This window comes from Nocardioides sp. zg-DK7169 (assembly GCF_013155365.1).
Taxonomy (GTDB): Bacteria; Actinomycetota; Actinomycetes; order Propionibacteriales; family Nocardioidaceae; genus Nocardioides.
In genome coordinates, this window is record NZ_JABJRA010000012.1 from 133010 (window position 1) to 146719 (window position 13710).

Annotated in this window: 12 protein-coding genes; 7 read left to right on the top strand and 5 right to left on the bottom strand. The window is 73.7% G+C overall.

Going from position 1 to position 13710, the window contains the following annotated elements; all coding sequences use genetic code 11:
• Positions 1–124: 124 nt before the first annotated feature.
• Positions 125–1654, top strand: a complete 1530-nt coding sequence (locus HOQ23_RS17630) for a PucR family transcriptional regulator (protein ID WP_172216264.1) — start codon at positions 125–127, stop codon at positions 1652–1654.
• 7 nt (positions 1655–1661) lie between these two features.
• On the opposite strand, the gene HOQ23_RS17635 is transcribed toward HOQ23_RS17630, so the two are convergent.
• Positions 1662–2450, bottom strand: coding sequence for a sugar phosphate isomerase/epimerase family protein (locus tag HOQ23_RS17635; RefSeq protein ID WP_367650560.1), 789 nt, complete (start codon positions 2448–2450; stop codon positions 1662–1664).
• Positions 2447–3451 carry a Ppx/GppA family phosphatase gene (locus HOQ23_RS17640; RefSeq protein WP_172216268.1) on the bottom strand — a complete coding sequence of 335 codons (1005 nt, stop codon included), beginning with the start codon at positions 3449–3451 and terminating at the stop codon, positions 2447–2449. The genes HOQ23_RS17635 and HOQ23_RS17640 overlap by 4 nt, the downstream gene beginning before the upstream one ends.
• A 65-nt stretch (positions 3452–3516) precedes the next feature.
• Between HOQ23_RS17640 and HOQ23_RS17645 the strand changes: the two genes are divergently transcribed.
• From HOQ23_RS17645 to disA, 5 genes are all read left to right on the top strand, one after another.
• Positions 3517–4305, top strand: a complete 789-nt coding sequence (locus HOQ23_RS17645; protein WP_172216270.1) for a hypothetical protein — start codon at positions 3517–3519, stop codon at positions 4303–4305.
• A gap of 161 nt (positions 4306–4466) precedes the next feature.
• Positions 4467–5105, top strand: a complete 639-nt coding sequence (locus tag HOQ23_RS17650; RefSeq protein WP_172216272.1) for a VOC family protein — start codon at positions 4467–4469, stop codon at positions 5103–5105.
• Positions 5106–5194: 89 nt separating this feature from the next.
• Positions 5195–5806 carry a class I SAM-dependent methyltransferase gene (locus tag HOQ23_RS17655; RefSeq protein WP_367650561.1) on the top strand — a complete coding sequence of 204 codons (612 nt, stop codon included), beginning with the start codon at positions 5195–5197 and terminating at the stop codon, positions 5804–5806.
• 46 nt (positions 5807–5852) lie between these two features.
• A complete protein-coding gene (gene radA, locus HOQ23_RS17660) occupies positions 5853–7256 on the top strand; it encodes a DNA repair protein RadA (protein WP_172216274.1) in 1404 nt (467 codons plus the stop codon).
• 112 nt (positions 7257–7368) lie between these two features.
• Positions 7369–8448, top strand: a complete 1080-nt coding sequence (disA, locus tag HOQ23_RS17665; RefSeq protein ID WP_263457792.1) for a DNA integrity scanning diadenylate cyclase DisA — start codon at positions 7369–7371, stop codon at positions 8446–8448.
• A gap of 10 nt (positions 8449–8458) precedes the next feature.
• Here disA and HOQ23_RS17670 read toward each other — a convergent pair whose 3' ends face one another.
• Positions 8459–9304, bottom strand: coding sequence for a hypothetical protein (locus tag HOQ23_RS17670; RefSeq protein ID WP_172216276.1), 846 nt, complete (start codon positions 9302–9304; stop codon positions 8459–8461).
• Positions 9305–9374: 70 nt separating this feature from the next.
• Between HOQ23_RS17670 and HOQ23_RS17675 the strand changes: the two genes are divergently transcribed.
• Positions 9375–10250, top strand: coding sequence for an A/G-specific adenine glycosylase (locus HOQ23_RS17675; RefSeq protein WP_216654364.1), 876 nt, complete (start codon positions 9375–9377; stop codon positions 10248–10250).
• Positions 10251–10345: 95 nt separating this feature from the next.
• On the opposite strand, the gene HOQ23_RS17680 is transcribed toward HOQ23_RS17675, so the two are convergent.
• On the bottom strand, positions 10346–12925 hold the full coding sequence (locus HOQ23_RS17680) for an ATP-dependent Clp protease ATP-binding subunit (RefSeq protein ID WP_172216280.1): 2580 nt from the start codon (positions 12923–12925) through the stop codon (positions 10346–10348).
• 296 nt (positions 12926–13221) lie between these two features.
• On the bottom strand, positions 13222–13560 hold the full coding sequence (locus HOQ23_RS17685) for an Lsr2 family protein (RefSeq protein WP_172216282.1): 339 nt from the start codon (positions 13558–13560) through the stop codon (positions 13222–13224).
• Between the last annotated feature and the right edge of the window lie 150 nt (positions 13561–13710).

Genomic DNA, 13710 nt, shown 5'->3' on the forward strand with positions numbered 1-13710 from the left:
GGCCCAGCAAGGGACGAGATGTCCCGCCCATAGCGTCGAATGCCTGACATCGTGTCGTGTCCACGGGGTGTCCAGCGGGTGACAGGACCTTCCGAGGGCGCCGACGGACCCGCAGGATGGCCCGGTGCTGCCGACCCTGCGCGAGGTGCTCGCCCTCCCCTCCTTCCGTGCCGCCGCCCCCGAGGTGCTGACCGGTGACGCCGACGCGGTCACGGTCCGCTGGGTGCACTCCTCGGAGGTCTACGAGATCGCCGGGCTGCTGGCCGGCGGCGAGGTGCTGCTCACGACCGGGCTCGGGCTGCACGGGCGCACCGCCGCACAGCTCACGGCGTACGTCGACCGGCTCGCCGACGCCGGCTGCGCGGCCCTCGCGCTGGAGATCGGGCGCTCGTTCTTCGAGGCGCCGGCGCCGGTCGTGCGGGCGGCACAGCGCCGCGGCCTGACCCTCGTCGCACTGCACGCCGTGGTGCCGTTCGTGCGGATGGTGGAGGACTTCCACGACCTCACCGTGCGGCGGCACCCGGACGCCCCACGGCTGGCCGAGCGGGTCTGGCAGGAGGTGCTGGCCCCGGTCGTGCACGGCCAGGGGATGACCGCGCTGCTCGACGCCGCCGCGCGCCTGGCGGGATGCGGCGTCGAGCTCCTCGACGTCGACGGCACCCTCGTGGAGCGCAGCCGGGTGGCGGTGCCCGAGGACGACGGCGAGTGCGTGGACGCCGACGTGCGCGGCCCCGGCGGCCCGGCCGGGCGGGTGGTGCTGCGCGGGCGCTCCAGCGCGCGGCGGGTCGCGGTGCTCCAGCGGCTCTCGGTGGCGGTCGCCCTCGAGCTCGGCCGCCACCCCGGCGCGGAGCACCGTCCCTCCCTCGCCCAGGCGGTGGTCACCGACCTCGCCGCGGGCGCCGTCTCCTCCGGAGCCGACCTGCGCGACCGACTGGTCGCCGCCGGCTGGGTCCCGGCGCCCGGGCGCCACCTGCTCGTCGCGGCCCTCGACGTCGACCCACGGGTGCCCGCCCACGAGCTGGTCGCGCCGCTGCGCGAGGCGCTCACCGGCGAGCTGGGGCCGGTCGTCGCCGGCGCCGCCGGCAACCACGTGGTCGCGCTGGCCCAGGGCTGGAGCCGGCCGCTGCCCCAGCGGGTGCGAGCGGCGTTCACCGCGGCGTACGACGGGCTCGGGCCGGGCGCCGCCGGGGCCCGGGTGCTGGCCGTCGCGGCGCCGGTGGCCGACCTCGCCGACGTCGGCCCCGCGGTGGCCCAGGTCCGCGAGGTCGCGCAGGTGGCGCGGCGCGTCGGGACCCGCTCGGGGGTGGTGCTGGCGCGCGACCTCGGCGTGCCACGGCTGCTGGCCGCCGGCTCGGACCCGACCGCGACGGCGGCGTTCGTCGCGGAGCAGCTCGGCCCGCTGCTGGAGTACGACATCGCCGCCTCCGCGGACCTGATGCGCACCCTGGACGCCTTCCTCGCCCGCGGCGCCAGCAAGTCGCGGACCGCGGCGGCGCTGGGCATCCGCCGGCAGTCCCTCTACGCGCGCCTCGAGCGCATCGAGCGGCTGCTCGGGGTCTCGCTGGGCGACGCCGGGCAGGTGAGCTGCCTGGCCGTGGCGCTGACCGCGTGGCGGATGCGCACCGGGCTGGACCCGCAGACGGCGTTCGGCTGAGGCCGGCTCAGGAGGCGGCGACGCCGAGGTGCTCGCGGGCGAACTCCAGGGACTCCAGCAGGTCCGAGGCCCGCTCCTCGACGCTCGAGCAGCGCCGGGTGTTGATCTCCACGACGACCTCGCCGTCGAAGCCGGTGCGGGCCAGGTGCTGCAGGAACGCCGCGGCGCCGACCGTGCCGCGACCGGGCACGAGGTGCTCGTCCTTGGCCGAGAGGGTCCCGTCGGTGAGGTGCACGTGGCGCAGCCGCGGGCCGAGCCGCTCGGCCATCGCGACCGGGTCGTCGCCGGCGATCGCGGCGTGCGACAGGTCGACCGTGGCGTTGGCGAACGGCTGCGCGGAGGGGTCGCGGGAGGGCAGGTACATCTCCACGCCGTGGCGCTGGGAGGCCCGCCACGGATACATGTTCTCCACCGCGAAGGCGATCCCGGTGGACTCCTCGAGGGCCGCGATGCCGTCGACGAAGCCCGCGGCGTACTCCCGCTGCCAGCGGAACGGCGGGTGCACGACCACCACCTCGGCCCCCACGGCGGCCGCCATCTCGGCCGAGCGCTCGAGCTTGCCCCACGGCTCGGACCCCCAGACCCGCTGGGTGAACAGCAGGCAGGGCGCGTGGATCGAGCACACCGCGATCCCGTGGTGCTCGGAGAGCTGCTGGATCGCGGCGGTCTGCTGGGAGAGCGCGTCGATGCCCACCATCACCTCGACCGCGTCGTAGCCCAGCCGGGCGGCGTGGGCGAAGGCGTGCGCCGAGGACTCGGGGTAGACCGAGGAGGTGGACAGTCCGATGCGGTTCACGACTCGTCCAGCACGCTGAGCTGGTCGAGGCGCTCGAGGATCACGCCCTCGCGCAGCGCCCATGGACAGATCTCCAGGGCGGTGAGCCCGAACAGGTCCATGCACGCCTCGGCCACGAGCGCCCCGGCGACCACCTGGTGGGCGCGGTTCAGCGAGACGCCCGGCAGGTCGCCGAGCTCCTCGAGGCTCATCGCGGCGAGCTTGGGGATCCACGGCCGCAGCGCGGTCAGCGGGATCGAGCGCGGGACCATCGGCCCCTCCCCCGACGGCGCCGCGCCGCAGATGCGCGCGAGGGAGCGGAAGGTCTTGGAGGTGGCCACGGCCCGGTCCGGCGCGCCGGCGCGCAGCAGCCGCCCGGCGTCGCGCGCGATCTCGGCGCGCACGAGGCGGCGCACCTCGCGCACGGTGTCCTCGTCCAGCGGGGCGCGCGGCGTGCCGGTGGCCGGGTCGGCGAAGTGCGCCCGGGCCAGCCGGGCCGCGCCCAGCGGCAGCGACCAGGCGACCTCGGGGGCCTCGTCGGCGCCCCCGGCGATCTCCAGGGACCCGCCGCCGATGTCGAAGACCGCCAGCCGGCCGGCCGACCAGCCGAACCAGCGGCGTACGGCGAGGAAGGTCAGGCGCGCCTCGTCCGCCCCGGCGAGCACCTCGATGCGCACCCCGGTGCGGGAGCGGACCTCCTCCAGCACGGCGTCGGAGTTGGCGGAGTCGCGCACGGCGGAGGTCGCGAAGGCCAGGATCTCCTCGCAGCCCTGGTCCTCGGCCACCCGCAGCGCGTCGGCGGTGAAGCCGGCGAGCGCGTCGATGCCGGCCGCGGAGACGATCGCGTCGTCCGGTCCGCCCGGCGCTGCGTCGTCGGCCGGGGCTCCGCTCGGGACGAGGTGCTCGGCGAGGCGCAGCGGCTGCTTGTACGACGACGCGGGCAGCGGAGCGGCGCCGCCGTGTGCGTCGACGACCAGGAGGTGTCCGGTGTTGGAACCGATGTCGAGGACGCCCAGGCGCATGCCTCCAACGTACTCGCCGTCCAGCAGCGTCCGCAGCCAGCCGTCGGCCCCCGTAGGCTTGCCGGGTGCCCGAGGTCGACCTGGTGTTCCCCCGCGCGTGGGTGGAGTTCGTGAACCCCGACGACGCCGACGAGGTGCTGCGCTGCGACCTGACCTGGCTGACGTCGGCGTGGACCTGCATCTTCGGCCAGGGCTGCCCGGGCATCTACGCCGATGCCCCGGACGTCGGGTGCTGCACGCTGGGCGCGCACTTCTCCGACGAGGACGACGAGCGCCGGGTCGCCGGCTTCGTCGCCGAGCTGACCCCCGAGCAGTGGCAGCTGCACCCCGGTCGCGAGGTCCGCAGCGAGGACTGGGTCGAGACCGACGACGAGCGCGCCCGCAAGACCCGCACCGCCGAGGTCGACGGTCAGCAGGCCTGCGTGTTCCAGAACCGCCCGGGCTTCACCCCGGGCACCGGGCCCGGAGGCGCCGGGTGCGCGCTGCACGGCCTCGCCCTGGAGCGCGGGCTGCACCCGCTGGAGACCAAGCCCGACGTGTGCTGGCAGCTGCCGATCCGGCGTACCTTCCGCGAGGTCGAGCGACCCGACGACACCAGCTACACCGAGGTCTCGATCGGCGAGTACGACCGGCGCGGCTGGGGCCCCGGCGGCCACGACCTGGACTGGTACTGCTCGGGCAACACCGAGGCCCACGTCGCCCCCGAGCCGGTGTTCCGCACCCACGCCGCCGAGCTCACCGCGCTGATCGGCGCCGCGGCGTACGACGAGCTGGTGCGCCACTGCGAGGCGCACCTCCGCGCCCGCTCGCTGCTGACCCTGCATCCGGCCACTTCCGCGCAATTGCGCCGATAGGCACCGCTACCGGCTGGTTCCACAGTGCATAGCTCAGCAATTGCTGAGTCACGCGCACCCACCGGACGGACCGGCGCGCCAAGAGCGGGGCTTACCTCTCGACGTCAAGAGACCACCACCCCAATGTCGGGGCGCGGTGAGGTCTCGCCCACAATCGGGACATGCGCCTGGACCATCTCTCTTTCGCTGCCGGACCCGACGGACTGCGGGGCACTGCCCAGCGCATCGGGGAGCTCCTCGGACGTGAGTTCGTCGACGGCGGGGTGCACCCGCGCTTCGGCACTCGCAACATGATCCTGCCGCTGGCCGGCAACACCTACCTCGAGATCGTCGAGGCCCTCGACCACCCCGCCTCCGACAAGGCGCCGTTCGGCCAGGCGGTCAAGGCCCGCTCGGCCCTCGGTGGCGGCTGGCTCGGCTGGGTCGTGGCGGTCAAGGACATCTCCGTGGTCGAACAGCGCCTGGGCCGCGAGGCCGTGGCGGGCAACCGCCACCTGCCCGACGGCAGCGAGCTGAAGTGGCGCCAGATCGGCATCAACGGCCTGATCGCGGACCCGCAGGTCCCCTACTTCATCGAGTGGGACGCCTCCACCGCGCCGCACCCGAGCACCGGCGCGGACCCGGCGTGGGCGCTCGCCTCGCTCGAGATCGCCGGCGACCCGCACCGGGTCAGCGAGTGGCTCGGCGAGACCGTCGACGCGCCGCTGGAGGACGTGAAGGTCGACTGGGTCGCCCCCAACGGCACCCCCGGCGTCCTCGCCATCCAGGTGCAGACCCCGCGCGGCCTGGTCCGGATCTGAGGCTCCCGGACGGGGCTCGCCCGAGCCCCAACATCTGGCACCACACCGCGACCTACGAGCTGGAGAACCGCGCCGTCGACCCCGACGGCGTGATCGAGGCCGCCATGCGCGCGGTGCTCGGGGCCGGCGGCTGGACCGGGCGCACGGTCCTCGACGTCGGCTGCGGGAGCGGCTTCCACCTGCCCCGGTTCGCCGCGGAGGCAGCCGCGGTGATCGGCGTGGAGCCGCACCCCGACCTGGTCGCGCTCGCGCGCCGCCGCAGCCGGCGCCACCCCGGGGTCGCGGTCCACCAGGGCACCGCCCAGGCGCTCCCGGTCCCCGACGCCTCCGTCGACGTGGTGCACGCGCGCTGGGCCTACTTCTTCGGCCCCGGCAGCGAGCCCGGCCTGCGCGAGCTGGACCGCGTCGTACGTCGTGGCGGCGCGGCGTTCGTCATCGACAACGACCCGACCCGCTCCACCTTCGGGCGCTGGTTCCGCCGCGGCTTCCCCGAGGTGGACCCCGACGCCGTCGAGCGGTTCTGGTCCACCCACGGCTGGGACCGCACCCCGCTGGACATCCGCTGGTCGTTCTCCACGCGGGCCGACCTGGAGGCGGTGGTGCGCATCGAGCTGCCGCCCGCCGCCGCCGAGCAGGCGCTCGCCGAGCACACCGGCACCGAGGTCGACTACGCCGTCAACCTCTGGTCGCGGCGGTACTGACCCCGGGCCGCTGACGCTGTCGGCGGCGTCGCCTAGCGTCTGGGCCATGTCGAAGACCGGTGCCCGTGCCTCCCGCCCGAGCTATCGCTGCACCGAGTGCGGCTGGGAGACCGGCAAGTGGGTCGGGCGCTGCGGGGAGTGCCAGGCCTGGGGATCGGTCGCCGAGGCGGCCGCGCCGACGGTCCGCGCCGCCGCGGCCCCGGTCACCACCGCGGCCGTGCCGATCGGGCAGGTGTCGGTCAGCGAGTCCGCCTTCCGCACCAGCGGCGTCCCCGAGCTCGACCGGGTGCTCGGCGGCGGCCTGGTGCCGGGCGCGGCGATCCTGCTCGCCGGCGAGCCGGGCGTCGGCAAGAGCACGCTGCTGCTCGAGGTCGCCGCCCAGACCGCGCGCTACCGCCACCGCACGCTCTACGTCACCGGCGAGGAGTCCGCCTCCCAGGTGCGCCTGCGCGCCGACCGCACCGGCTCGGTGCAGGACGAGCTCTACCTCGCCGCCGAGACCGACCTGGGCGCCGTGCTGACCCACATCGAGCAGGTGCGCCCCACCCTGCTGGTCGTCGACTCGGTGCAGACCATCGGCGCCTCCGGCACCGAGGGCGTGCCCGGCGGCGTCACCCAGGTCAAGGAGGTCGCCGCCGCGCTGGTGCGGGTGGCCAAGACCCGCAACATCACCACCGTCCTGGTCGGCCACGTCACCAAGGACGGCTCGATCGCGGGCCCGCGCGTGCTCGAGCACCTCGTCGACGTGGTGCTGCACTTCGAGGGCGACCGCAACTCCCGCTTCCGGATGGTCAGGGCGATGAAGAACCGCTTCGGCCCGGTCGACGAGGTGGGCTGCTTCGACCTCGGCCCGGACGGCATCACCGCGGTCACCGACCCGACCGGGCTCTTCGTGGAGAACCACCACGGCCGGGTGCCGGGCACCTGCGTCGCGGTCACCATGGAGGGCCGGCGCCCGATGCTCGCCGAGGTGCAGGCGCTGGTCACCCACAGCCCGCTCGAACGCCCCCGGCGCACCACGTCGGGCCTGGACTCCTCCCGGGTGGCGATGGTGCTCGCCGTGCTCCAGCAGCACTGCGGGGTGCGCCTGCACAAGATGGACGTCTTCGCCTCCACCGTCGGCGGCGCGCGCCTGCAGGAGCCGGCCAGCGACCTGGGCGTCGCGGTGGCGCTCGCCTCCGCCTCGCTGGGCCAGGCGGTCCCCCACGGCGTGGTGGCGATGGGCGAGATCGGCCTGGCCGGCGAGCTGCGGCGGCTGCGCGACCTGCCCCAGCGCGTGGCGGAGGCCGAGCGGCTCGGCTTCCGGGTCGCGGTGGTCCCCTGCGAGCCCGACAGCCGGGACCCGCAGGGCCTGCGCGCGAGCCCCCCGCCGGTCTCCGAGGGCATCCGGGTCGTCGAGGTGCCCGACGTCAGCTCCGCGCTGCGGGTCCTCCGGCTGGTCCAGGACTGACCCGAGCGTGCCCCAGGGCTGAACCAGCTGCCGGGCTCGGCCACACCACCGCGTCGCGACCACTAGGATTCTCCTGCGGCACGCTGCCGCCGTGGAGAAGGGACAACGCCTCGTGGCCACCGATCGCTCGGACGATGCCCGGATGCGCGAGACACTCGCCGCCATCGCCCCGGGGACCCCGATGCGCGACGGCCTGGAGCGGATCCTCCGCGGCCGCACCGGCGCGCTCATCGTGCTCGGCATCGACAAGACCGTCGAGTCGATCTCGACCGGCGGGTTCCAGCTCGACGTCCCCTTCACCGCCACCGGCCTGCGCGAGCTGGCCAAGATGGACGGCGGGATCATCGTCGACAAGGACATCACCCGGATCAGCAAGGCCGCGGTCCACCTGATGCCCGACCACACCATCCCCTCCGAGGAGACCGGCACCCGGCACCGCACCGCGGACCGGGTGGCGCGCCAGACCGGCTACCCGGTCATCTCGGTCTCGCAGTCGATGCAGATCATCGCCGCCTACGTCGGCGAGCGGCGCCACGTGCTGGAGGACTCCGGCCAGATCCTCTCCCGCGCCAACCAGGCCCTCGCCACCCTCGAGCGCTACAAGCTGCGCCTCGACGAGGTCTCCAGCACGCTGTCCGCGCTGGAGATCGAGGACCTCGTGACGGTGCGCGACGTGGCCGTGGTCGCCCAGCGCCTGGAGATGGTCACCCGGATCGCGCGCGAGATCGAGGACTACGTGCTCGAGCTCGGCAGCGACGGCCGGCTGCTCGCCCTCCAGCTGGAGGAGCTCATCACCGGTGTGGACGCCGAGCGGGAGCTGGTCATCCGCGACTACCTGCCGACCGGAAAGCGCAGCAAGAGCCCCGAGGAGCTGCTCTCCAAGATCGAGGCGCTCTCCGCGACCGAGCTGGTCGATCCGGCCTCCACCGCGCGGGTGCTCGGGCTCGGCAACGGCGAGCACCTCGACGGCGCCGTGGCGCCGCGGGGCTACCGGCTGCTCGCCAAGGTCCCCCGCCTGCCCGCCTCGGTCGTGGACCGCCTCGTCGACCACTTCGGCACCCTGCAGAAGCTGCTCTCGGCCGGCATCGACGACCTCCAGGCCGTCGAGGGCGTCGGCGAGCTGCGCGCGCGCAGCGTGCGCGAGGGCCTCTCCCGGCTGGCCGAGTCGACCATCCTCGAGCGCTACGTCTGAGCCGTCCGGCTCAGGGCCGGGTGCCCGCCGTGCCTGCCGCACCCGGCGTGCGGGCGGCGGACCCGTCGGCGGCGTCGTCGTCACCCTCCGCCTCGGGCGTGGCCGTGGCCCGGCCGGTGACCTGGGCGCCGGCGGCATCGGCGGCCAGGACGAGCTCGAACTGGGCGTCGTCCGGCTCGCCGGCCAGCGCCGCCGCGGTGACGTGGTAGAAGCCCGGCATCGCCCACTCGGTCTGGCTGGAGCAGTCCGCGTCGGAGCGGCGCGCGTTCCACGGCACCGTGATCGTGGTGCTCACCGCCCGGCGCACCGTGACCTCCTGGGTCTCGATGGCCCGGGGGCAGTGCTGGCTGAACCAGATGTCGTCGTTGCCGGAGGTGATCTTGAGCGTCAGCGTGCGCGGGGAGACCGTCCAGGTGCACGCCTCGGCGGTGAGGGTGCGCAGCGAGAGCACGATGTCGACCCCGTGGTCCGGACCGGCGATCGCCGTGCCGACCTCGGGGGTCACCGCCACGTCGCGGTCCAGGCACGGGCCACTCGGCTCGGCCAGCACCGGCTCGACCGGGCGCTGGGGGCGCGTGCGGTTCTCGCGGTCCCGGGCCGGCACCGTCCCGGCCGTGGGGCCGGGGCCCGCGTCCCCGGCAGCCGCTGAGGCATCGGCGTCGGCGGGCTCGCTCGTGTCCGCCGCGCTCAGTGCCGCGCTCGCCTCCGGCTCGGAGGAGTCCCCGCCGCCGCCGAGGAGCTGGAGCAGCACCACGACCACGACGACCAGCGCCACGAGCAGCACCAGCCGACGACGCCAGTAGACCGCGGCCGGCAACGGGCCGCGCGGAGCCAGGGGGGAAGGCCGCGAGCTCATGGGTTCACGTTATCGAGCCGGGAGGCCGGTTGCCGGGGCGCCACACCGGGCACACCCTCCCCCGAGCAGAATGAGGCCGGTGAGCGCCCTCCACGAGCCCCTCCTGCGGTGGTACGACGAGCACGCGCGCGACCTCCCGTGGCGCTCGCCCGCCGCGACGCCGTGGTCGGTGATGGTCTCGGAGTTCATGCTCCAGCAGACGCCGGTGGCCCGGGTGCTCCCCGTGCACGAGCAGTGGATGCAGCGCTGGCCGACGCCCACCGACCTGGCCGCCGAGAGCACCGGCGAGGCGGTGCGGGCCTGGGGCCGGCTGGGCTACCCCCGCCGCGCGCTGCGCCTGCACGCGGCCGCCTGCGCGCTCGTGGAGCGCTTCGGCGGCGAGGTGCCGCCCGACTACGACGCCCTGCTCTCCCTGCCCGGGGTCGGCGACTACACCGCCGCGGCCGTGGCCACCTTCGCCTTCGGCCGGCGCCACGTCGTGCTGGACACCAACGTGCGCCGGGTGCTCGCGCGCACCCTGCGCGGGGTGGCGATGCCCTCCCCCGCGGTGACCCGGGCGGAGCGGGACCTGGCGGCCGGGGTGCTGCCCGAGGACGTGCCCACCGCAGCCACCTGGTCGGTCGCCACGATGGAGCTCGGCGCCCTGGTGTGCACCGCCGGGCGCCCGCGCTGCGAGGCCTGCCCGGTGGCCGACCTGTGCGCGTGGCGAGCCGCCGGCCACCCGGCGTACGACGGGCCGCAGCGCGCTGCCCAGGCCTGGGCCGGCACCGACCGGCAGTGCCGCGGCCGGCTGCTGGCGGTGCTGCGCGACGCCGACGGCGCGGTGCACCGCCGCTCCCTGGAGGCGGTCTGGAGCGAGCCGGTGCAGCGCGAGCGCTGCCTGGCCGGGCTGGTCGAGGACGGGCTGGTCGCCCGGCTCTCCGCCGACTCCTACAGCCTGCCCTGAGACGCGGGGTCCGCGGGGCCCGGAGACGGCACGAGGCCCCGGCTCCTCACGGAGCCGGGGCCTCGGGTGCTGCAGTGCTGACTGCGGGGACTGCCTCAGTCGTTGTCGGTGGACTTCGGCACGTCGACGGGACCCTCGCTGTCGTCCGGGCCCTCGATCGCGCCCTCGCCCAGCGTCGCGGTCTCCAGCGGCGGCATGTCGGGCAGCTCGCTGACCTTCTGGCCCTCGAAGGTGAAGGTGGCCGACGGCCCCTCGCCCTCGACGTCGACCAGCACGATCATGCCGGGGCCGACATCGCCGAAGAGCATCTTCTCGGCGAGGGCGTCCTCGATCTCGCGCTGGACCGTGCGGCGCAGCGGACGAGCACCGAGCACCGGGTCGAAGCCGCGCTCGGCGAGCAGGTCCTTGGCCGCGCGGGTGAGCTCGAGCTTCATGTCGCGGTCGCGCATGCGCAGCTCGACGGAGGCGATCATGTTGTCGACCATCTGCACGATCTGCGGGCGCGAGAGCGGCGGGAAGACCACGATCTCGTCGACACGGTTGAGGAACTCCGGGCGGAAGTGCTGCTTGAGCTCGTCCGCGACCTTCGCCTTCATCCGCTCATAGGAGCCGGCCACGTCACCGGACTGCTGGAAGCCGAGGTTGACCGACTTGTTGATGTCGCGCGTGCCGAGGTTGGTCGTCATGATGATGACGGTGTTCTTGAAGTCCACGACCCGGCCCTGCGAGTCGGTCAGGCGACCTTCCTCGAGGATCTGCAGCAGGCTGTTGAAGATGTCGGGGTGGGCCTTCTCGACCTCGTCGAACAGGACGACCGAGAACGGCTTGCGGCGCACCTTCTCGGTGAGCTGGCCGCCCTCCTCGTAGCCGACGTAGCCGGGGGGCGAGCCGAAGAGGCGCGAGATCGTGTGCTTCTCGCCGAACTCGCTCATGTCGAGCTGGATCAGCGAGTCCTCGTCGCCGAAGAGGAACTCCGCGAGCGTCTTGGACAGCCACGTCTTGCCGACGCCCGAGGGGCCGGCGAAGATGAACGACCCGCCGGGACGCTTGGGGTCCTTCAGGCCGGCACGCGTACGCCGGATCGCCCGGGAGAGCGCCTTGACGGCCTCGTCCTGGCCGATGACGCGCTTGTGCAGCTCGTCCTCCATCTTGAGCAGCCGGGTCGACTCCTCCTCGGAGAGCTTCACGATCGGGATGCCGGTGGCGACCGCCAGCACCTCGGCGATCAGCTCCTCGTCGACCTCCGCGACCTCGTCCATGTCACCGGCGCGCCACTGCTTCTCGCGGTCGGACTTGGCGAGGATCAGCTGCTTCTCCTCGTCGCGCAGGCGCGCGGCGGCCTCGAAGTCCTGGCCGTCGATCGCGGCCTCCTTGCGCTGACGGACCTCGGCGATCTTGTCGTCGTACTCGCGCAGGTCGGCGGGCGCGGTCATCCGACGGATGCGCAGGCGCGAGCCGGCCTCGTCGATGAGGTCGATCGCCTTGTCCGGCAGGAACCGGTCGGAGATGTAGCGGTCGGCGAGCGTCGCCGCCGAGACCAGGGCCTCGTCGGTGATGGTGACGCGGTGGTGGGCCTCGTAGCGGTCGCGCAGCCCCTTGAGCATCTCGATGGTGTGCGCGATGGACGGCTCGGCCACCTGGATCGGCTGGAAGCGACGCTCCAGCGCGGCGTCCTTCTCGAGGTACTTGCGGTACTCGTCGAGGGTGGTCGCACCGATGGTCTGCAGCTCGCCGCGGGCGAGCATCGGCTTGAGGATGCTGGCCGCGTCGATCGCGCCCTCGGCCGCACCGGCACCGACGAGGGTGTGGATCTCGTCGATGAACAGCACGATGTCGCCGCGGGTGCGGATCTCCTTGAGGACCTTCTTGAGCCGCTCCTCGAAGTCACCGCGGTAGCGGGAACCGGCGACGAGCGCACCCAGGTCGAGGGTGTAGATCTGCTTGTCCTTCAGCGTCTCGGGCACGTTGCCCTTGACGATGTCCTGGGCCAGGCCCTCGACGATGGTCGTCTTGCCGACACCCGGCTCGCCGATGAGGACCGGGTTGTTCTTCGTGCGGCGCGAGAGGATCTGCATCACGCGCTCGATCTCCTGCTCGCGCCCGATCACTGGGTCGAGCTTGCCCTCACGGGCGTCCTGGGTGAGGTTGCGACCGAACTGGTCGAGCACCAGGGAGGAGGACGGCGCGTCGCCGGCGGCACCGGTCGCGGCGGCGGCGGACTGCGCGGACTCCTTGCCCTGGAAGCCCGAGAGCAGCTGGATGACCTGCTGGCGCACCCGGTTGAGGTCGGCACCGAGCTTCTGCAGGACCTGGGCGGCGACGCCCTCGCCCTCGCGGATCAGGCCGAGCAGGATGTGCTCGGTCCCGATGTAGCTGTGGCCGAGCTGGAGGGCCTCGCGCAGCGAGAGCTCGAGGACCTTCTTGGCACGGGGGGTGAAGGGGATGTGGCCGCTCGGGGCCTGCTGGCCCTGGCCGATGATCTCCTCGACCTGGGCGCGGACCGCCTCCAAGGAGATGTCGAGGCTCTCGAGCGCCTTCGCGGCGACGCCCTCCCCCTCGTGGATCAGGCCGAGCAGGATGTGCTCGGTCCCGATGTAGTTGTGGGAGAGCATGCGGGCCTCTTCCTGGGCCAGCACGACAACTCGTCGGGCTCGGTCGGTGAACCGCTCGAACATGCGCATCGCTCCTGAACTTCGGGGCCACCCGACCACGGGGCGGCAGGGTGGTGTCGAGAGAACTAACCCCGCGGACAGCCTACGCGTTCCCGCCACAGGCCCCTCCTGCATCCGCTGAGAGCGAACACGGAAGGACGGCCTGTCGCGGGAGCGCGCCGACGTCCACGGGGGCCACGGGCCGGGTGCCCACCCGGGAGGACCCGGACACGGGGCGGCCCGTCACCTGCGTGAGGTGACGGGCCGAGGTCCGTGAGCCGGGTCAGGTCGGGGGGCGGCTCCGTGGAGGAAAGGGTGGATCAGTGCGCGGCGGCGTACGCCTCGCGCACCTCGGCGGAGACCCGGCCGCGGTCGGGCACGTCGTAGCCGTTCTCGCGGGCCCAGTCGCGGATCTCGCGGGCCGCGGGGCCCGAGGAGCCACCGGAGCCGTTGGCGCGGCGTGCGGCGCGACGACCGCCGCCACCGCTCACCTTGCGGCCGTGGCCCACGTAGGGCGCGAGCACCTCGCGCAGGGCCTGGGCGTTCGCATCGTTGAGGTCGATCTCGTAGCTGGTCCCGTCGAGGCCGAAGGAGACCGTCTCCGTGGCCTCGCTGCCGTCGAGATCGTCCTCGAGCACAACATGGATCTTCTGCGCCATCGTGATTTCCTGACCTTTCAGGAGAAGAAAAACGAACGGTCCCCGTATTCAAATGCATCATAACCACGGCACGCGGGCCGCCGGCAATTAATCACTTCTCCGAGGAACACCGTCACCAATGCGGGGTGCGCCGGCCCGCGACCACCCGCA